This window comes from Novosphingobium sp. RL4 (assembly GCF_035658495.1).
GTDB lineage: Bacteria > Pseudomonadota > Alphaproteobacteria > Sphingomonadales > Sphingomonadaceae > Novosphingobium.
On record NZ_CP141944.1, the window covers coordinates 2,473,335 to 2,489,755 of the forward strand.

General features: G+C 63.8%; 19 protein-coding genes. 4 read left to right on the forward strand and 15 right to left on the reverse strand.

Annotated features, from left to right (window positions below):
• Position 1: 1 nt before the first annotated feature.
• Genes nuoK through U9J33_RS12170 form a run of 13 tightly spaced genes read right to left on the reverse strand, consistent with a single transcriptional unit; the run spans position 2 to position 9,897 of the window.
• Complete coding sequence (gene nuoK, locus U9J33_RS12110) at positions 2 to 307, reverse strand: NADH-quinone oxidoreductase subunit NuoK (protein WP_054437643.1); 306 nt, start codon at positions 305 to 307, stop codon at positions 2 to 4.
• Positions 304 to 921, reverse strand: coding sequence for an NADH-quinone oxidoreductase subunit J (locus U9J33_RS12115; RefSeq protein WP_054437644.1), 618 nt, complete (start codon positions 919 to 921; stop codon positions 304 to 306). Before U9J33_RS12115 ends, nuoK begins: the two co-directional genes overlap by 4 nt.
• A 12-nt stretch (positions 922 to 933) precedes the next feature.
• The gene (gene nuoI / locus U9J33_RS12120) at positions 934 to 1,419 is read right to left on the reverse strand and encodes an NADH-quinone oxidoreductase subunit NuoI (protein WP_054437645.1); all 486 of its coding nucleotides are present in this window, start codon (positions 1,417 to 1,419) and stop codon (positions 934 to 936) included.
• The gene (gene nuoH, locus U9J33_RS12125; RefSeq protein ID WP_054437647.1) at positions 1,416 to 2,462 is read right to left on the reverse strand and encodes an NADH-quinone oxidoreductase subunit NuoH; all 1,047 of its coding nucleotides are present in this window, start codon (positions 2,460 to 2,462) and stop codon (positions 1,416 to 1,418) included. Before nuoH ends, nuoI begins: the two co-directional genes overlap by 4 nt.
• Entirely contained in the window at positions 2,459 to 4,477 is a 2,019-nt protein-coding gene (gene nuoG, locus U9J33_RS12130) for an NADH-quinone oxidoreductase subunit NuoG (RefSeq protein ID WP_324695584.1), read from the reverse strand. The genes nuoH and nuoG overlap by 4 nt, the downstream gene beginning before the upstream one ends.
• Positions 4,477 to 5,778, reverse strand: coding sequence for an NADH-quinone oxidoreductase subunit NuoF (gene nuoF / locus U9J33_RS12135; protein ID WP_324695587.1), 1,302 nt, complete (start codon positions 5,776 to 5,778; stop codon positions 4,477 to 4,479). The genes nuoG and nuoF overlap by 1 nt, the downstream gene beginning before the upstream one ends.
• Complete coding sequence (locus tag U9J33_RS12140) at positions 5,778 to 6,446, reverse strand: complex I 24 kDa subunit family protein (RefSeq protein ID WP_185997316.1); 669 nt, start codon at positions 6,444 to 6,446, stop codon at positions 5,778 to 5,780. The genes nuoF and U9J33_RS12140 overlap by 1 nt, the downstream gene beginning before the upstream one ends.
• On the reverse strand, positions 6,439 to 6,639 hold the full coding sequence (locus U9J33_RS12145; RefSeq protein ID WP_054437656.1) for a hypothetical protein: 201 nt from the start codon (positions 6,637 to 6,639) through the stop codon (positions 6,439 to 6,441). Before U9J33_RS12145 ends, U9J33_RS12140 begins: the two co-directional genes overlap by 8 nt.
• Positions 6,636 to 6,986, reverse strand: a complete 351-nt coding sequence (locus tag U9J33_RS12150; RefSeq protein WP_054437657.1) for a nuclear transport factor 2 family protein — start codon at positions 6,984 to 6,986, stop codon at positions 6,636 to 6,638. The genes U9J33_RS12145 and U9J33_RS12150 overlap by 4 nt, the downstream gene beginning before the upstream one ends.
• Entirely contained in the window at positions 6,983 to 8,194 is a 1,212-nt protein-coding gene (locus tag U9J33_RS12155; RefSeq protein WP_054437659.1) for an NADH-quinone oxidoreductase subunit D, read from the reverse strand. Before U9J33_RS12155 ends, U9J33_RS12150 begins: the two co-directional genes overlap by 4 nt.
• Complete coding sequence (locus U9J33_RS12160) at positions 8,191 to 8,937, reverse strand: NADH-quinone oxidoreductase subunit C (protein ID WP_054437660.1); 747 nt, start codon at positions 8,935 to 8,937, stop codon at positions 8,191 to 8,193. Before U9J33_RS12160 ends, U9J33_RS12155 begins: the two co-directional genes overlap by 4 nt.
• A 7-nt stretch (positions 8,938 to 8,944) precedes the next feature.
• Positions 8,945 to 9,526, reverse strand: a complete 582-nt coding sequence (locus tag U9J33_RS12165; protein WP_054437661.1) for a NuoB/complex I 20 kDa subunit family protein — start codon at positions 9,524 to 9,526, stop codon at positions 8,945 to 8,947.
• A complete protein-coding gene (locus U9J33_RS12170) occupies positions 9,523 to 9,897 on the reverse strand; it encodes an NADH-quinone oxidoreductase subunit A (RefSeq protein ID WP_054437662.1) in 375 nt (124 codons plus the stop codon). Before U9J33_RS12170 ends, U9J33_RS12165 begins: the two co-directional genes overlap by 4 nt.
• A gap of 448 nt (positions 9,898 to 10,345) precedes the next feature.
• Here U9J33_RS12170 and U9J33_RS12175 point away from each other — a divergent pair, with 448 nt between their 5' ends.
• Positions 10,346 to 11,539, forward strand: coding sequence for an acetyl-CoA C-acyltransferase (locus U9J33_RS12175; RefSeq protein ID WP_132469004.1), 1,194 nt, complete (start codon positions 10,346 to 10,348; stop codon positions 11,537 to 11,539).
• Positions 11,540 to 11,630: 91 nt separating this feature from the next.
• Here U9J33_RS12175 and U9J33_RS12180 read toward each other — a convergent pair whose 3' ends face one another.
• The gene (locus tag U9J33_RS12180; RefSeq protein ID WP_185998771.1) at positions 11,631 to 12,164 is read right to left on the reverse strand and encodes an SH3 domain-containing protein; all 534 of its coding nucleotides are present in this window, start codon (positions 12,162 to 12,164) and stop codon (positions 11,631 to 11,633) included.
• 81 nt (positions 12,165 to 12,245) lie between these two features.
• Here U9J33_RS12180 and U9J33_RS12185 point away from each other — a divergent pair, with 81 nt between their 5' ends.
• From U9J33_RS12185 to U9J33_RS12195, 3 genes are all read left to right on the forward strand, one after another.
• Positions 12,246 to 13,265 (forward strand): D-glycerate dehydrogenase, encoded by a 1,020-nt coding sequence (locus U9J33_RS12185; RefSeq protein WP_324695596.1) that lies wholly within the window; start codon positions 12,246 to 12,248, stop codon positions 13,263 to 13,265.
• A 105-nt stretch (positions 13,266 to 13,370) separates the two neighbouring features.
• Positions 13,371 to 14,672 carry an ammonium transporter gene (locus tag U9J33_RS12190; protein WP_324695598.1) on the forward strand — a complete coding sequence of 434 codons (1,302 nt, stop codon included), beginning with the start codon at positions 13,371 to 13,373 and terminating at the stop codon, positions 14,670 to 14,672.
• Positions 14,669 to 15,139, forward strand: a complete 471-nt coding sequence (locus U9J33_RS12195; protein WP_324695600.1) for a DUF805 domain-containing protein — start codon at positions 14,669 to 14,671, stop codon at positions 15,137 to 15,139. The genes U9J33_RS12190 and U9J33_RS12195 overlap by 4 nt, the downstream gene beginning before the upstream one ends.
• Positions 15,140 to 15,160: 21 nt before the next feature.
• Here U9J33_RS12195 and U9J33_RS12200 read toward each other — a convergent pair whose 3' ends face one another.
• A complete protein-coding gene (locus U9J33_RS12200) occupies positions 15,161 to 16,336 on the reverse strand; it encodes an FAS1-like dehydratase domain-containing protein (protein ID WP_054437666.1) in 1,176 nt (391 codons plus the stop codon).
• Positions 16,337 to 16,421 lie beyond the last annotated feature (85 nt).

Here is a 16,421-nt window from a genome sequence, read left to right on the forward strand (position 1 = left end):
CTTATCCCTTCATCCGGTTGACGTCGTCGACGGCGATGCTGCCGCGGCCACGGAAATAGATCACGAGGATAGCAAGCCCCACTGCGGCCTCGCCGGCAGCGACCGTCAGCACGAACATCGCAAAGATCTGGCCCGTGAGGTCGTGCAGGAACGCGCTGAACGCGACGAGGTTGATGTTGACCGCAAGCAGGATCAGTTCGATCGCCATGAGCAGAACGATGACGTTCTTGCGGTTCAGGAAAATGCCGAGGACGCCGAGCACGAAGAGGATCGAGCTCACGACCACGTAATGTTCGACGCCGATCACAGCGAAACCCCCTTGCCGACTTCCGGCTTGACGTTGACGGTCGCCTCATCAGGGCGACGCGCGATCTGCTTGCTGACCTTCTGGCCGCGCGTGTCACCGCGCTGACGGTGAGTCAGGACAATGGCGCCAACCATCGCGACGAGCAGGATCAGGCCGGCCGCTTCGAACAGGAACAGATAGCGGCTGTAGAGCAGTCCGCCGATGGCCTCGATGTTGGATGCACCGGTCGGCGTCGCTGCCGTACCGTCAGGCGTGCCGAGGTTCAGGGCGCCGGCCTTGTAGGCACCAAGGCCCAGCACCATCTCGGCAAGCAGCACCACGGCTACAAGCATCCCGAGCGGGAAGTTCTTGACGAACCCTGCCCGCAGTTCGGCGAAGTCGATGTCGAGCATCATGACGACGAACAGGAAGAGCACCGCGACCGCGCCGACGTAGACGATGACGAGCAGCATGGCGATGAACTCGGCACCGGTGAGCATCATGAGCCCGGCGGCGTTGAAGAACGCCAGGATCAGGAACAGCACCGAATGGACCGGGTTACGGGAAAGGATGGTGGCGGCCGCCGAAGCGATCGTCAGCACCGCAAAAAGGTAGAAGGCGAAAGTCTGGATCATGTCCGCGGCCCCCTATCGGTACGGTGCGTCGGCTTCAAGGTTAGCGGCGATAGCACGCTCCCACTTGTCCCCGTTCGCCAGCAGCTTGGCTTTGTCATAAAGCAGTTCTTCGCGCGTTTCGGTCGCATATTCGAAGTTCGGCCCCTCGACGATGGCGTCCACCGGGCAGGCTTCCTGGCAGAAGCCGCAGTAGATGCACTTCGTCATGTCGATGTCGTAGCGCGTGGTACGGCGCGAACCGTCATCGCGCGGCGCGGCTTCGATCGTGATCGCCTGCGCCGGGCAGATCGCCTCGCAAAGCTTGCAGGCGATGCAGCGTTCCTCGCCGTTGGGATAACGGCGAAGGGCGTGCTCACCACGGAAGCGGGGCGAAAGCGGGTTCTTCTCGAAGGGGTAGTTGATCGTCGCCTTGGGCTTGAAGAAATACTTCAAGGTCAGCCAGTGCGCCTTCACGAACTCCCAGAGCGTGAAGCTCTTTATGAGTTGTCCGACGGTCATTGGAAGTGTCCGGTAGCCATGAGGTAGCCGCTGACGAGTACGACGAACAGCAGCGATACGGGCAGGAAGACCTTCCAGCCCAGGCGCATCAACTGGTCATAGCGGTACCGGGGAACGGTAGCCTTGATCCAGCTGAACACGAAGAAGAAGAAGAAGACCTTGAGCAGGAACCATACGAAGCCCGGCACGAGGTAGAGAACGGGGATGTCGAGCGGCGGCAGCCATCCGCCCCAGAACAGCGTCGCATTGAGCGCGCACATCAGGAGCACGTTGGCATATTCGCCCAGCCAGTATGCGGCGAATGCCATCGACGAATATTCGGTCTGGTAACCGGCGACGAGTTCCGATTCCGCTTCGGCAAGGTCGAAGGGCGCGCGCTGCGTTTCCGCAAGGCTCGAAATCAGGAACATGACCCACATCGGGAACAGCAGCGGGTTAGCGACGAAACCGTTGATGATGCCGAAGACGTGGCCCTTCTGCGCCCAGACGATGTCGTTCATGTTGAACGTGCCCGCCCACAGCACGACGCAGATCAGGATGAAGCCGATCGAGACTTCATACGAGATCATCTGCGCCGAAGCGCGCATCGCCGAGAAGAACGGGTACTTCGAGTTCGAAGCCCAGCCCGCCATGATCGTGCCGTAGACACCCAGCGAACTGATCGCGAGGATGTAGAGCAGGCCGATGTTGATATTGGCCAGGATCGCGCCCGAATTGAACGGGATCACCGCCCAGGACAGCAGCGCCAGCGTGAAGGTCACGATCGGCGCGATCAGGAACAGGCCCTTGTTCGCAGCCGAGGGAACGATGGTTTCCTGAAGGAAGACCTTCAGGCCGTCCGCGAAGGACTGAAGCAGGCCGAACGGGCCGACCACGTTGGGGCCGCGGCGCAGCGCCATGGCAGCCCAGATCTTGCGGTCGACATAGATGATCATGGCGACGGCCAGCATCAGCGGCAGCGCTATGAGCAGGATGCCGCAGACGGTGGACACGAACCATGCCCACTCGTAGCTCATCCCGAGATTCTGGAAGAAAGCGGTCATTCCGCGGCCTCCGCCAGGTCTTCACCGTGAAGCAGTTCGGCCGAGCAACGCTGCATGACGGCGCTCGCGCGGGCGATCGGGTTGGTCATGTAGAAGTCCTTGATCGGATAGGCGATCTGGCCGGCAGCGGAACCGCCCCCGGCAGGCAGAACGCTCCCGTAGTCGGCGAGGCCTTCGCTGCCAAGTGCAGGAACTTCCTCGATCATTGCGTTTCGCAACTGATCGAAGCTGTCGAACCCGACCGAGACGCCGAAAGCGTCGGCAAGGGCGCGAAGGATCGTCCAGTCCTCGCGGGCATCGCCCGGAGCGAACACGCCCTTGTCGGACCACTGCACGCGGCCTTCGGTGTTGACGTAAGTGCCGGCCTTTTCGGTATAGGCCGAAGCCGGCAGGATGACGTCAGCGGCATGAGCGCCCTTGTCGCCGTGGTGACCGATGTAGACGATCATCGAACCGGCGAACTGGGTGAAGTCCACTTCGTCGGCGCCGAGCGCGAGCAGAACCTTGGGCTTGGCGGCGACGAGATCGGCAATGCCGCCCTTCTGCGCGTAACCGAGCATCAGGCCGCCCATGCGGGCCGCTGCCATGTGGAGGACGTTGAAGCCGTTCCAGTTGGTGCCGTCTTCAAGGTCGCGAACCAGGTTGAACTGGGCGGCGAGCGCGAGGCCCGCTTCCAGACCGCCACGGCCGAGCGCCGCACCGCCAAGGATGACCGCCGGACGCTTCGCGTTCGACAGCGCATCGGCGACGTTCTGCGGAAGGTTGCCGAGGACCGAGAGGTCTTCGCCGAGGAATTCGCCGCCGAAGGTGGTTTCCCACTCGGGACCGACGAGGAACACCTTGGCGCCCCGCTTCACCGCCTTGCGCAGGCGGACGTTGAGAAGCGGCGCTTCCCAGCGCACGTGGCTGCCGGCGATCAGGATCGCGTCGGCGGTCTCGATCCCTGCGAACGTGGTGTTGAAGTTGACGGCGGCGAGGCTGTCGGTTGCATAGTCCATCCCGGTCTGGCGACCTTCGATGAGCGTCGAACCGAGCGCGCCGACCAGCTTCTTGGCGGCGAACATCGTTTCGCAATCGACCATGTCGCCGGCGACCGCAGCGATCGAGTTGCCCGGGTTCAACGTGGCGATGGCAGCGAAGGCCTCGTTCCAGCTGACCGCGACGAGCTTGCCGTCACGGCGCAGGAACGGCTTGTCGAGACGGCGCTTGGTAAGGCCGTCGACCATGTAGCGCGCCTTGTCGCTGATCCATTCCTCGTTGACGTCGTCGTTGTTACGAGGAAGCACGCGCAGCACTTCGCGGCCGCGCGCATCGATGCGGATGTTGGCGCCGGTGGCGTCCGACACGTCGATGCCCAGCGTCTTCTTGAGTTCCCAGGGGCGGGCCTCGAAGGCGTAGGGACGCGAGGTAAGTGCGCCAACCGGGCAGAGATCGATCACGTTGGCCGACATCTCGTGCTTGGCAGCATGTTCGAGATAGGTGGTGATCTGCATGGACTCGCCGCGATAGAGCGCGCCGATCTCGTCCACACCGGCGATCTCTTCCGAGAAGCGCACGCAGCGGGTGCAGTGGATGCAGCGCGTCATCGTCGTCTTGATGAGCGGGCCCATGTACTTTTCAGTGACCGCGCGCTTGTTCTCGTCGTAGCGCGAAGCGCCGCGACCGTAAGCGACGGACTGGTCCTGAAGGTCGCACTCGCCGCCCTGATCGCAGATCGGGCAATCGAGCGGGTGGTTGATGAGGAGGAACTCCATCACCCCTTCCCGCGCCTTCTTGACCATTTCGGAATCCGTGCGGATTTCCTGGCCTTCGGTAGCCGGAAGCGCGCACGAAGCCTGGGGCTTGGGCGGTCCGGGCTTCACTTCGACCAGGCACATGCGGCAATTGCCGGCGATGCTCAGGCGCTCGTGATAACAGAAGCGCGGGATTTCCTTGCCGGCAAGCTCGCAGGCCTGCAGCACGGTTGCGCCGTTGGGGACGTCGATCTCGACGCCGTCGACTTTGACCTTGGGCATTACTCGGCAGCCTCGCGGACGTTTTCGGCGATCCGGCGCTCAAGCTCCGGACGGAAATGACGGATCAGGCCCTGGATCGGCCACGCCGCAGCGTCGCCCAGAGCGCAGATGGTGTGGCCTTCGACCTGCTTGGTCACCTGCTGCAGCATGTCGATTTCCTCGACTTCCGCGTCGCCGGTGCGCAGGCGCTCCATCACGCGCCACATCCACCCCGTGCCTTCGCGGCAGGGGGTGCACTGGCCGCAGGACTCGTGCTTGTAGAAGTACGAGATCCGGCTGATGGCGCGGACGATGTCGGTGGACTTGTCCATGACGATGACGGCAGCGGTGCCGAGGCCCGAGCCGACAGCCTTCAGGCCGTCGAAGTCCATCGGGGCGTCCCAGATATCGGCGGCCGGAACCAGCGGAACCGACGAACCGCCGGGAATCACCGCCAGCAGGTTGTCCTTGCCGCCGCGAATGCCGCCGCAATGACGCTCGATCAGTTCGCTGAACGGGATCGACATCTCTTCCTCGACCACGCAGGGACGGTTCACGTGCCCGCTGATCTGGAAGAGCTTGGTGCCCTTGTTGTTCTCTCGGCCGAAGCTGGAGAACCAGGCTGCGCCGCGACGCAGGATGGTGGGCGCAACAGCGATCGATTCCACGTTGTTGACCGTGGTCGGGCAGCCGTAGAGGCCTGCGCCGGCCGGGAACGGCGGCTTCAGGCGGGGCTGGCCCTTCTTGCCTTCGAGGCTTTCGATCATCGCGGTTTCTTCGCCGCAGATGTAAGCGCCGGCGCCGCGGTGGACGAAGACGTCGAAATCGTAGCCCGAACCGCAGGCGTTCTTGCCCAGCAGGCCGGCTGCGTAAGCCTCTTCACGCGCCTTGAACAGCGTCTCGGCTTCACGGATGTATTCGCCGCGAATGTAGATGTAGGCCGCGCGCGCACCCATGGCGAAGCCGGCGACCAGCGCACCTTCGAACAGGAGATGCGGGTCGTGGCGCATGATCTCGCGATCCTTGCACGAACCGGGCTCGGATTCGTCGGCATTGATGACGAGGAAGCTGGGCTTCGGGTTGCCGGCCTGGTCGAGCGGCGGCTGCTTGGGCATGAAGGACCACTTCATGCCGGTGGGGAAGCCCGCACCGCCGCGACCGCGCAGACCCGATGCCTTCATCTCGTCGATGATGGCGTCACGGCCGCGCTCGATCAGCGCCTTGGTGTTGTCCCAGGCGCCGCGCGCCTGCGCTTCCTTCAGGTTCCACGGCTGATAGCCGTAGAGGTTGGTGAAGATGCGATCCTTGTCGGCGAGAGCCATTACCACTCACTCCGATAGTCATGATTGGCCGTGATCATCGCGGCCAGGTTAGTCGGCTCACCGACGGGCTCGACGGTGTGTCGGGCAGGATCCTGCGTCCCGGCCTTCGGCGTTTCACCACGCGCCAGCGCGTCGAGCACCGCGTTCAGACGGTCCGACGTGAGGTCTTCGTAGTTGTCGTCGTTGATCTGGACCATCGGAGCCGAGGCGCAGTTGCCCATGCATTCGACCTCGGTGAACGACCAGAGGCCGTCTTCCGAAATGTGGCCCTTCTTCATGCCGCGCGACTTGCACGTGGCGAGAAGGTCGTCCGAACCACGCAGCATGCACGGCGTCGTGCCGCAGACCTGCACGTGAAAGCGGCCGATCGGCGCGATGTTGTACATCGTGTAGAACGTCGCGACCTCGACGACGCGGATTACCGGCATGTCGAGATAGGCGGCGATGTATTCCATCACCGGGATCGGCAGCCAGCCCTGCGTGTTCAGCTCTGCACCGACCTGGCGCTGGGCGAGGTCGAGAAGCGGCATCACCGCCGAGCGCTGGCGCCCGTCGGGATAGCGGGACACGACTTCCTTCGCCTTTTCGGCGTTTTCGGCGGTCCAGGCGAAATTGCCCCAACGGGCCCGAAGTTCGGGCGAGTCGGGTTCGATATAGCGGTCAGCCATGCTTACCCCTGCGCTTCAGCCACTGGTCCTGGCCGAAAAGAAACAATTCGAAACCGCCGATCGCGGTTACCAGCATCGGCAGCACGGCCGTGGGCTGGAGACCGATATAGACGGCAGCAAAGTACCAAACCGCAAGGGCCACGCCGGTGACGGCGGCCCAGATGCGGGTCAGTTCGAGCGTGTTGAATTTCATCGGATGAACTCAACCCGCGAGCACTTGTCACCCTCGAAGCTGTAGACCGCGAGAACGTCGAAAGGCTCGACAAGATCGGAACCGTCCGTTGCCGGACCGCGCGTCACGTGTTCACGGAAAACGACATAGTTGTCGGTTTCTTCACGCGAAACGATCTCGGCCTTGTTCTCGGGCCACCTGGCGAAAGCCGCCTTGAGACCCGAGCGCGTGCCCTCCTTGCCCTCGCGAACCACAGCGCCGCGATAGTTCGCTTCGCTGGCTTCGTCGGTCATGTAGGTCACGTAGAGATCGGCATCCTGCGCGTTGTAGGCCGCGATCATGGCTTCGGCGATTGCGAGGCGGCTCAACGGTCGCACTCCCCGAACACGACGTCGATGGCGCCGAGGATGGCGGTCGCGTCAGGAAGCATGTGGCCCTTCGACATGAAGTCCATCGCCTGGAGGTGCGAGAAGGCGGTCGGGCGGATCTTGCAGCGATACGGCTTGTTGGAGCCGTCCGAGACGAGATAGACGCCGAATTCGCCCTTCGGGCTCTCGGTGGCGACGTAGACTTCACCGGCAGGCACATGGAAGCCTTCGGTGTAGAGCTTGAAGTGATGGATCAGCGATTCCATCGACTGCTTCATCTCGCCGCGCTTCGGCGGCGAAACCTTGCGGTCGGAGGAGGCGATCGGACCTTCCGGCATCTCGGCGAGGCACTGCTTCATGATCCGGGCCGACTGACGCACTTCCTCGACGCGGACCATGAAGCGGTCGTAGCAGTCAGAGTTGGTGCCGACGGGGATCTCGAAGTCCATGCGGTCGTAGACGTCGTAGGGCTGCGACTTGCGCAGATCCCAGGGAATGCCCGCGCCGCGGATCATCGGGCCGGAGAAGCCCCATGCCAGCGCGTCTTCCTTGCTCACCAGCGCGATGTCGACATTGCGCTGCTTGAAGATGCGGTTGTCGACCACGAGGCTCATCGCGTCCTCGAACAGCGTCGGCAGGCGGGTATCGAGCCAGTCGGCGATGTCGGTCAGCAGCTTGAGCGGCACGTCCTGATGAACGCCGCCTGGACGGAACCACGCGGAGTGCATGCGCGCGCCCGAAGCGCGTTCGAAGAAGTTGAGGCAATCCTCGCGGATTTCGAACAGCCACAGGTTCGGGGTCATCGCGCCCACGTCCATGACGTGGGAGCCGATGTTGAGCATGTGGTTGCAGATGCGCGTCAGCTCGGCGAACAGCACGCGAAGGTACTGCGCGCGGATCGGCACTTCGAGGTTGAGCAGCTTCTCGATCGCCAGGACGTAGGAATGCTCCATCCCCAGCGGCGAGCAGTAGTCCAGACGGTCGAAATACGGCAGCGCCTGGAGGTAGGTCTTGTGCTCGATCAGCTTTTCGGTGCCGCGATGCAGCAGGCCGACGTGCGGATCGATGCGCTCGATGATCTCGCCATCGAGTTCCATGACCATGCGCAGAACGCCGTGCGCCGCAGGGTGCTGCGGGCCGAAGTTGATCGTGTAGTTGGTGATGACTTCATCGCCGGTGGTCGGCGACTGCTCGAGCTGGATGCTCACTTGTCGTCTCCCTTCGCGGAATCGCCGGACTTCTCGGCAGCCTTGTCGTTCGCCTTGTCACCGGCGCCGGTATCAGCCTTGCTGTCGGTAGTCTTCGGTTTCTCGACCGGCGGCGGCGCAGGCTGCTGCGCAGCCTTCTCGTCGCCGGGAAGAACGTATTCGGCGCCTTCCCACGGGCTCATGAAGTCGAACTGGCGCAGGTCCTGCGCAAGCTTGACCGGTTCGTAGACGACGCGCTTGTCCTCTTCGGAATAGCGCAGTTCCACGTAGCCGGTCAGCGGGAAGTCCTTGCGGAACGGATGGCCTTCGAAACCGTAGTCGGTCAGGATGCGGCGCAGGTCCGGGTTGCCAGCGAAGATCACGCCGTACATGTCGAACACTTCGCGTTCGAGCCAGCCCGCGTTCGGCCACAGCGTGGTCACGGTGGGAACCGGCGTGTTCTCGGCCGCGGAAACCTTCACCATGAGGCGATGGTTCTTCGTCACCGAAAGCAGCATGTAGACGACTTCGAAACGCTCGGGCCGCGACGGGAAGTCGACGCCAGCCATTTCCATGAGCTGCTGGTATTCGTGATGGTCACGCAGCAGGCGCAGGGCGTTCTCGATCTGGTCGCGCGCGACGGTGAGCACGACTTCGCCGTGCTCCTCGCGGGCAGCGGTCAGCACCGGACCGAGTGCGGCCGAGAGAGTCTCGATCACACCTTCGTTCGAGGCGAATTTGGGGGCGGAATGCAGAACGGTCATCGTGCCCTTACCTCTCGAGCGTGCCGGCGCGGCGGATCTTGCGCTGCAACTGCATCACGCCATAGAGCAGCGCCTCGGCGGTCGGAGGGCAGCCCGGCACGTAGATGTCGACCGGAACGATGCGGTCGCAGCCGCGCACGACGCTGTAGCTGTAGTGATAGTAGCCGCCGCCATTGGCACACGAGCCCATCGAGATGACATACTTCGGGTCCGACATCTGGTCGTAGACCTTGCGGAGCGCCGGAGCCATCTTGTTGCACAGCGTGCCGGCCACGATCATCACGTCCGACTGGCGCGGAGAAGCGCGCGGCGCGGCGCCGAAGCGCTCCATGTCGTAGCGAGGCATGTTGACGTGGATCATCTCGACCGCGCAGCAGGCGAGACCGAAGGTCATCCACCACAGCGAGCCGGTACGGGCCCACTGGAACAGTTCCTCGGTCGAGGTGACCAGGAAGCCCTTGTCGGATACTTCCTGGTTGAGGTCCTTGAAGAATGCCTGATCGGGCTGCGTGATAGCGCCGCCCTGAACGTTGGCTGATGCGAGTGCCGGAGCGAGGGGCTGGCCGGCGGAGTTGACGAGCGTGCTCATTCCCAGTCCAGAGCTCCCTTTTTCCATGCGTAGGCGAGGCCGATGGCCAGTTCGCCGAGGAACACCATCATCGTCAGCCATCCGGCCCAGCCCGTCAGCTTCAGCGAAACGGCCCAGGGGAACAGGAACGCGGCTTCAAGGTCGAAGACGATGAAGAGGATCGCGACGAGATAGAAGCGGACATCGAACTGGCTGCGCGGGTCCTCGAACGCGGGGAAGCCGCATTCGTACTCGCTGTTCTTGTCGGCGCTTGGGTTGTGGGTGCCGGTCAGGCGAGCGACGCCCATCGGCAGCAGCACGATCACCGACGAGAGCGCGAGCGCGATCGCGAGAAAGATCAGGATCGGCAGGTATTGTGACAGATCAGTCAATGGTTCTGGCCTTCATACCGGATACGGCAAGCCGGACTCATGCCAATGGCAGTGCCCGGTTGTTGCGGGCGCTCTTAGGCCAGCCCTCCCCCCTCTGCAAGGTGTCCGAAGGGAATAAATGGCGGAACTCTGCGGTGTTGCAAGTCATTCGCAACAAGCCCTGAGCGGGACACGGTTCGTCATGATGCCGCATCAAGTCGAAACCCGCAGAAGTCGGGAGATTGGGCAATTTCGGAGCAAAAACAGCAAGCCGCCTCATTGATGCAAGATTTAGCATCCAGCTTGCGAAAATCGCCGCTGTCGAAGGCCTGCAAAGCGCTGGGCCAACGCCATGGGGATGGAGCATGCTTGCCCTGCGCTGAGGAGGAGTCACCAATTGCAATTGGTGCAGTGCAACACTACGTCGCTTCCGAAGGATACCTGATTTTCAAGCGTGAAAGGCATAATAATGGCCCAAATCTCGGCTTCAGACCCGATTGTCATTCTTTCCTATGCTCGTACTCCGATGGGCGGCCTCCAGGGCGCTTTCGCCGAAGTTTCGGCGACCGACCTCGGCGCAACGGCGGTGAAGGCCGCGGTCGAACGCGCCGGCGTGGCCGGTGAGGATATCGAACGCATCTATATGGGCTGCGTGCTGCCGGCCGGTCTTGGCCAGGCCCCTGCCCGTCAGGCCGCTCTCAAGGCCGGCCTGCCGAAGTCGGTCCAGGCCACCACGGTAAACAAGGTCTGCGGCTCGGGCATGCAGACTGTCATCATGGGCGCGGAAGCGCTCGCGTCCGGTTCGCTCGACGTGGTGATCGCCGGCGGCATGGAATCGATGACCAATGCGCCGTACCTGTCGAAGAAGCACCGCTCGGGCGCGCGCGCCGGGCACGACACGCTTTACGATCACATGTTCCTCGACGGCCTGGAAGACGCTTACGAAGGCGGCTCGATGGGCTCCTTCGCGCAAGTGACCGCCGACGAGTACCAGCTCACCCGCGAAAACCAGGACGATTACTCGATCGAATCCCTGCGCCGCGCCCAGGAAGCGATCACCAGCGGCGCGTTCCGGAACGAAGTCGTCCCCGTCACCGTCAAGACCCGCAAGGGTGAAGTCGTGATCGACAGCGACGAACAGCCGCCCAAGGGCAATCCCGACAAGATCCGCACCCTGCGCGCCGCCTTCGCCAAGGACGGCACGATCACCGCCGCCAGCTCCAGCTCGATTTCCGACGGCGCCGCCGCGGTCGTCATGACCCGCGCCAGCTTCGCCGCCGACAAGGGCCTCTCGCCCGTCGCTACGGTGGTGGGCGTGTCGGCCCATGCGCAGGAGCCCGCCAAGTTCACCACCGCCCCCGTCGGCGCGATCACCAAGCTGATGGACAAGGTGGGCTGGCAACTCTCGGACGTCGACCTGTTCGAAGTGAACGAGGCGTTCGCCTGCGTCGCCATGTTCGCCATGCACGACCTCGGCATCCCGCACGACAAGGTCAACGTTCACGGCGGCGCGACGGCGCTCGGCCATCCGATCGGCGCTTCCGGCACGCGCATCATCGTCACCCTCATCAATGCCCTGAAGGAAAAGGGCCTGAAGAAGGGCGTCGCCTCGCTCTGCATCGGCGGCGGCGAAGCGACTGCGGTGGCGATCGAACTGGCCTGATCCGGCCGGACCGCCACTCGGCCGAAAAAGAAAAACCCCGCCGTAATCCGGCGGGGTTTTTCTTTGTGTTCAGGTTATTGCGGGAGATACTTCAGGGCGCGCCTGCACCCCACAGCGTTTCCTGATCGACGAAGCCCTTGTGCCCTTCCACGTCGAACGGGCACCATCCCTGCTTGCAGTCGCCCAGCAGGCCGATCACCCCCGGTTGCACCCGCCATAGCATCGGCGACGACGAATTGGGCTCGGCATGCATTTCCACAAGCCCCTTCGCCTTGACCAGCGCCGCGCGTTGGCGGGAAAGCAACAGGTCACGCATCCAGCCCTTGTCGCCGTCCGGGTCCTCGATCAGGCGCCATGGGCCTTCGCGGCGGATCACTTTCACCGGCAGGTGTGGACGGCGATAGACCCAGTCGATCCTGTACGATTCGCCCGGCCCCACCCGCAGGTTGGCCAGGTCCGTATCGATGGATGCCCAGTAGGGAACCTTGTCGTCATCGGCGGCATGGGCAGGCGCAACCGCCCCGCAGAGGGCAGCGGTGCACGCAATTGCGGCTCCCGTGACGATACGGCCCCTGATGACGGACCTGGCCGCAACGATCGACTGTCGGATATTCCAGCGAAACATCGCCATTTCATACGCTGCCGAATGCCTCTTCTTCAAGGTTTCTTGACCGGCCGCCTGTGGAAGGCCTAGCCCATTTCCGAAATGACGCTGGTTACCGAAACACCCCTCGCCCATTCGCAGTTCGAGCGCCCCCGCGTGATCGTCACCCGGCGCCTCCTGCCTGCTGTCGAAGCACGCATGGCCGAACTCTTCGATGTCGTTCTCAATGAGGACGATAAGCCCATGGACAGGGCCGCCCTCGCACAGGCGATGAGCGAATGCGAAGTGCTGGTCCCAACCGTGACCGACCGGATCGATGCCGAACTGATCGCACAGGCCGGTCCGCGACTCGGGCTGATAGCCAGCTTCGGCGCGGGCACCGAACATATCGACGTCGCCGCCGCGCGGGCACGCGATATCGTGGTCACCAATACGCCCGGCGTCTTCACCGACGATACCGCCGATCTGACGCTTGCCCTCATCCTGTTCACGGCACGCCGCTTTGGCGAAAGTGCCAGAGTGCTCTACCGGGGAGAATGGACCGGTTGGGGCCCCTCCGCCATGCTGGGGCAAAGCCTTGCCGGCAAGACACTCGGCATCGTCGGCATGGGCCGCATCGGAAAGGCGGTCGCCCACCGTGCCAGAGCTTTCGGCATGGAGATCGTCTATCACAACCGGCACCGCCTGCCCGCCGCGATCGAGAGCGGGTTCGCGGCACGCTACGAAGGCGATCTCGATCGGCTTTTCGCCGAATCCGACGTCGTGACCCTGCACTGCCCTGCCGTTCCCGGCACCGATCACCTGATCAACGCCCGCACGCTCGGCCTGATGAAACCCAATGCCTGCCTCATCAACACCGGACGCGGCAAGCTGGTGGATGAAGACGCCCTGATCGCCGCCCTGTCCTCAGGCCGCATCGCCGGGGCCGGGCTCGACGTATTTGCACAGGAACCGGCAGTGGACCCCAGGCTGCTCGCCCTGCCCAACGTTGTCGCCCTGCCTCATCTCGGCAGCGCCACGCACGAAGGACGCGGCGCGGCGGGAGAGCGGATCATCGCCAATATCCGCTTCTGGGTAGACGGCCACCGTCCGCCCGATCAGGTACTTCCCGAGCTTACCTAAGCGCAATTCCCTAATCCCATTCTTGTCTCCGGCCGATTTACTGCGTTAAGTCCCGCCCTGACGACGGCGGCCCGGTGCGCGGTCCCGGCCTCATGGGGAAAATCGATGACCAGACGGGGCCTGCTGCCCATTCTCGCCGCGCTCACGGCGCTGCCCGGCCCGGCCATGGCGCAGGCTGGACGGATCGACGTGGCCGATAGCGGCGACACCGCATGGATGCTGGCCGCAAGCGCACTGGTCCTGCTCATGGCGATCCCCGGCCTCGCGCTGCTTCATTCCGGCTCGGTCCGCGCCCGCAATGCCCTTTCGGTCCTGATCCAGTCCGGCGCCATCGTTGCGGTCGTTACCCTGCTCTGGGCTGTCGTGGGCTATACGCTGGCTTTCGGCGGCCTTTCGGGTGGCTGGATCGGCGGCGGAAACGCCTGGATGCTGATCGACCTCGGGAATGTGCGTAGCGGCACCCAACTGCCGGAAAGCGTGTTCGTGCTGTTCCAGATCGCCGTCGCCGCGCTGCCCCCGGTACTCATGGCCGGAGCCTGGGCCGAACGCGCGCGTTTCGGTTGGGTCGTGGCGTTCTGCGCGCTTTGGACGCTGGTCGTTCAGGCACCGATCGCCCATTGGATCTGGGGCGGCGGCTGGCTCTCGCGCACGGTGGGCACGCTCGATTGGGCAGGCGGCCTCGCCATGTTCACCAGCGCCGGGGTTTCTGCACTGGTCGTCGCCGTCATGATGGGCCGGCGCATCGGCTTTCCCCGCGAAACCGGGCGAGCCCACAATCCCGTAATGGCTCTGGCCGGAACCGCGTTCCTGTGGGCCGGTGCATTCGGCCTGTGCGGCGGCTGGGCGCTTTCCGCGAATGACGATGCGGCAGCCGCCGTCATCGCCGCTCACCTCGCGATAGCGGCCGCCGTGCTGACGTGGCTGGGGATCGAACGCCTTGCCACCGGCCGGGTAAGCGCTGCGGCGAGCGGTAAAGGCGTGCTCGCCGGGATCGCCGTGATCGCACCTGCCGCAGGCTATGTCTCGCCGGGAGCGGCGATCCTGTTCGGTATCGTCGGCGCCGCGGTCGGCTATCAGGCCCGGCGCTTCGTTCGCCGCGCGCTGCAGATCGACGACGCGATGGACGTGTTCGCCGTGGCGGGGCTCAGCGGCATGGCCGGCGCGCTCCTGCTTGCGCCGTTCCTCTCGGTAGACCTCGGAGGCGTGGGATATTATCCCGGCAACACCATGATTTCACAGCTTATTGCCCAGGTGTCCGGACTTGGTGTGGTGGTTGCCTGGTCCGTTGCAGCAACCGCCATCGTCGCGCTCATGGCTTCGCTGGCCTTCCCGATGCGGGTATCGGAAGATGCCGAACGCGCCGGTCTCGATCGTTCGAACCACGGTCATGGCGAGGACGTATCATGATGGCGAGCTATCTGCGCGGCATCGGCGCGACCTTGCGAGCGAGCTTCGATTTCACCGGCAAGGCATCACGCGGCGAACTCTGGGCCTACCTGCTCGCCGCCAGCATGATCGCTGCGCTGCTTTCGACAGTCATCTCATGGTTCGTCGATGACCGGAGCGCTGGCGTGGCAGCGCTGGCCATCGGTCTGGTTTGCGCAGTTCCCGCGCCAGCCCTCGCCATCCGACGCTTGCACGATTTCGGTCGCAGCGGCTGGTGGAGCGCGGCGCTCGTCATCGGCGGATTGCGGGCACTCCTGCTCGAAGGTCTCCAGATCGCCTTCGGATGGAACGTGCGCAGCGCGGTGGAGAACATCGTCAGCTGGGTTGACTGGGCGATCTTCCCGGCTTTCGGGCTCGTATACCTGGCGTTGCTGGCCTGGCCGGGCAAGCGCGCCGGGCCCGCGCGGCCGGTTGGCGGGGCAGCCTGAGCCGCCCCGCCTTTTCCCGGGTCAGTCCGGCTTCTTGGGCAGCGCGATTTCCGCGATGCCTGCGCACATCAGAGTGCCCTTCTGGTTCATCATCTTGTGCTTCACCTGCACGAGGTGGCGGCCTTCCTCGTCCACCATCTTGTCGACGACTTCGGCCGTCTGGATCGTGACGTCGCCCGAGAGGGCCGGGCCGCGATAATTGGCGGTGGAGTGGACGACCATGCCCCATTCACCGGCCCAACCGCCGAGATAGTCGGTCACCCAGGCGCCCATCGACGCACCATAGCCATAAGCGCGCGGCATACCGATCCTGCGGGCATACTTGGGGAACAGGTGCCCGCGCGATGGGCCGAAGTAGGCACCATCGGTCAGTTCCGGGTTGATCCGCTCCATGTGAGGATCATTCTCGTGCCCGGCCATTTCGGCCGTGAAGCCGAGCGCGGCCAGATCCAGTTCGCGGCGGTCGAGCGTGCCCCAGGTGGTGAACAGGAACGAGCGCCATTCGGTGGTGAAGCTGGCTACGGTATGAGGGCCAAAGACACGCTCGGGCAGGTTGTCACCCACCTGAACGTCATCCCACCAGCGCTCGCCATGCCCGAGATCGTGAAGCATCTGGATCCACGCGAACTTGCGTTCTTCCAGCTTTTCCAGTTCCTCGTCAGTCCATTCCGGCTCTTCGAACTCGGCAGTGTTGACGGTATCGCCGCCGGCATGGGCGAGATAGCGGATCGCGGTCGAGCGCTGCTTCGAGATCAGCTCGCCGTGCTGGTTGCGGTAGAAATTGTCGCCGCGCTGGAAGCAGGTCGGCCCGAAGCCGGTGTTCTTCACTACATAGTCGAACGGAATGCGTTCATTGGTGATGGTATCGCCGCCGAAGACGCGCGGACCATAGTGCCAGAACTCATCGCCGCCGAAGAGCAGGTGCGAATTGGGAATGCAGCCCACGCAGGAAGGCGAGGTGCCGTGACCATCGTCCATGACGATCGGGAAGCTCTGCGGCGCGACAAGGCGCCCATAGCGGCTTGCCGCGGCGTAGGCCGGATCGAAATGGATCAGGTTGGGGTAGTGCATGCCCTGGACCCAGCGCCGGATATCGTTGTTGCCCAGCGGCTCCCGGATCGGCGACGAATCGATGACCTTGCCGAGATATTGATCGATATCGGAGCAATCAAACTCCACAGCGGCCTGATCGGACATGGCAGACTTCCTCTCGTACGGGCCGCCGGGCGGCCTTATTATGATCGACAGTGCTGTCTATTACATGCGCCGCTTTTGGAGGTCA

Excerpts from the sequence above, each read along its gene's own strand:
- nuoF (WP_324695587.1), bottom strand. The coding sequence starts at position 5,778 with ATGGCTCTCGCCGACAAGGATCGCATCTTCACCAACCTCTACGGCTAT.
- U9J33_RS12195 (WP_324695600.1), top strand. The coding sequence starts at position 14,669 with ATGATGGCGAGCTATCTGCGCGGCATCGGCGCGACCTTGCGAGCGAGC.
- U9J33_RS12190 (WP_324695598.1), top strand. The coding sequence starts at position 13,371 with ATGACCAGACGGGGCCTGCTGCCCATTCTCGCCGCGCTCACGGCGCTG.
- U9J33_RS12145 (WP_054437656.1), bottom strand. The coding sequence starts at position 6,639 with ATGAAATTCAACACGCTCGAACTGACCCGCATCTGGGCCGCCGTCACC.
- U9J33_RS12175 (WP_132469004.1), top strand. The coding sequence starts at position 10,346 with ATGGCCCAAATCTCGGCTTCAGACCCGATTGTCATTCTTTCCTATGCT.
- U9J33_RS12140 (WP_185997316.1), bottom strand. The coding sequence starts at position 6,446 with ATGGCTGACCGCTATATCGAACCCGACTCGCCCGAACTTCGGGCCCGT.
- U9J33_RS12185 (WP_324695596.1), top strand. The coding sequence starts at position 12,246 with ATGACGCTGGTTACCGAAACACCCCTCGCCCATTCGCAGTTCGAGCGC.
- U9J33_RS12160 (WP_054437660.1), bottom strand. The coding sequence starts at position 8,937 with ATGACCGTTCTGCATTCCGCCCCCAAATTCGCCTCGAACGAAGGTGTG.
- nuoG (WP_324695584.1), bottom strand. The coding sequence starts at position 4,477 with ATGCCCAAGGTCAAAGTCGACGGCGTCGAGATCGACGTCCCCAACGGC.
- U9J33_RS12115 (WP_054437644.1), bottom strand. The coding sequence starts at position 921 with ATGATCCAGACTTTCGCCTTCTACCTTTTTGCGGTGCTGACGATCGCT.
- nuoH (WP_054437647.1), bottom strand. The coding sequence starts at position 2,462 with ATGACCGCTTTCTTCCAGAATCTCGGGATGAGCTACGAGTGGGCATGG.
- U9J33_RS12180 (WP_185998771.1), bottom strand. The coding sequence starts at position 12,164 with ATGTTTCGCTGGAATATCCGACAGTCGATCGTTGCGGCCAGGTCCGTC.
- U9J33_RS12165 (WP_054437661.1), bottom strand. The coding sequence starts at position 9,526 with ATGAGCACGCTCGTCAACTCCGCCGGCCAGCCCCTCGCTCCGGCACTC.
- U9J33_RS12200 (WP_054437666.1), bottom strand. The coding sequence starts at position 16,336 with ATGTCCGATCAGGCCGCTGTGGAGTTTGATTGCTCCGATATCGATCAA.
- nuoI (WP_054437645.1), bottom strand. The coding sequence starts at position 1,419 with ATGACCGTCGGACAACTCATAAAGAGCTTCACGCTCTGGGAGTTCGTG.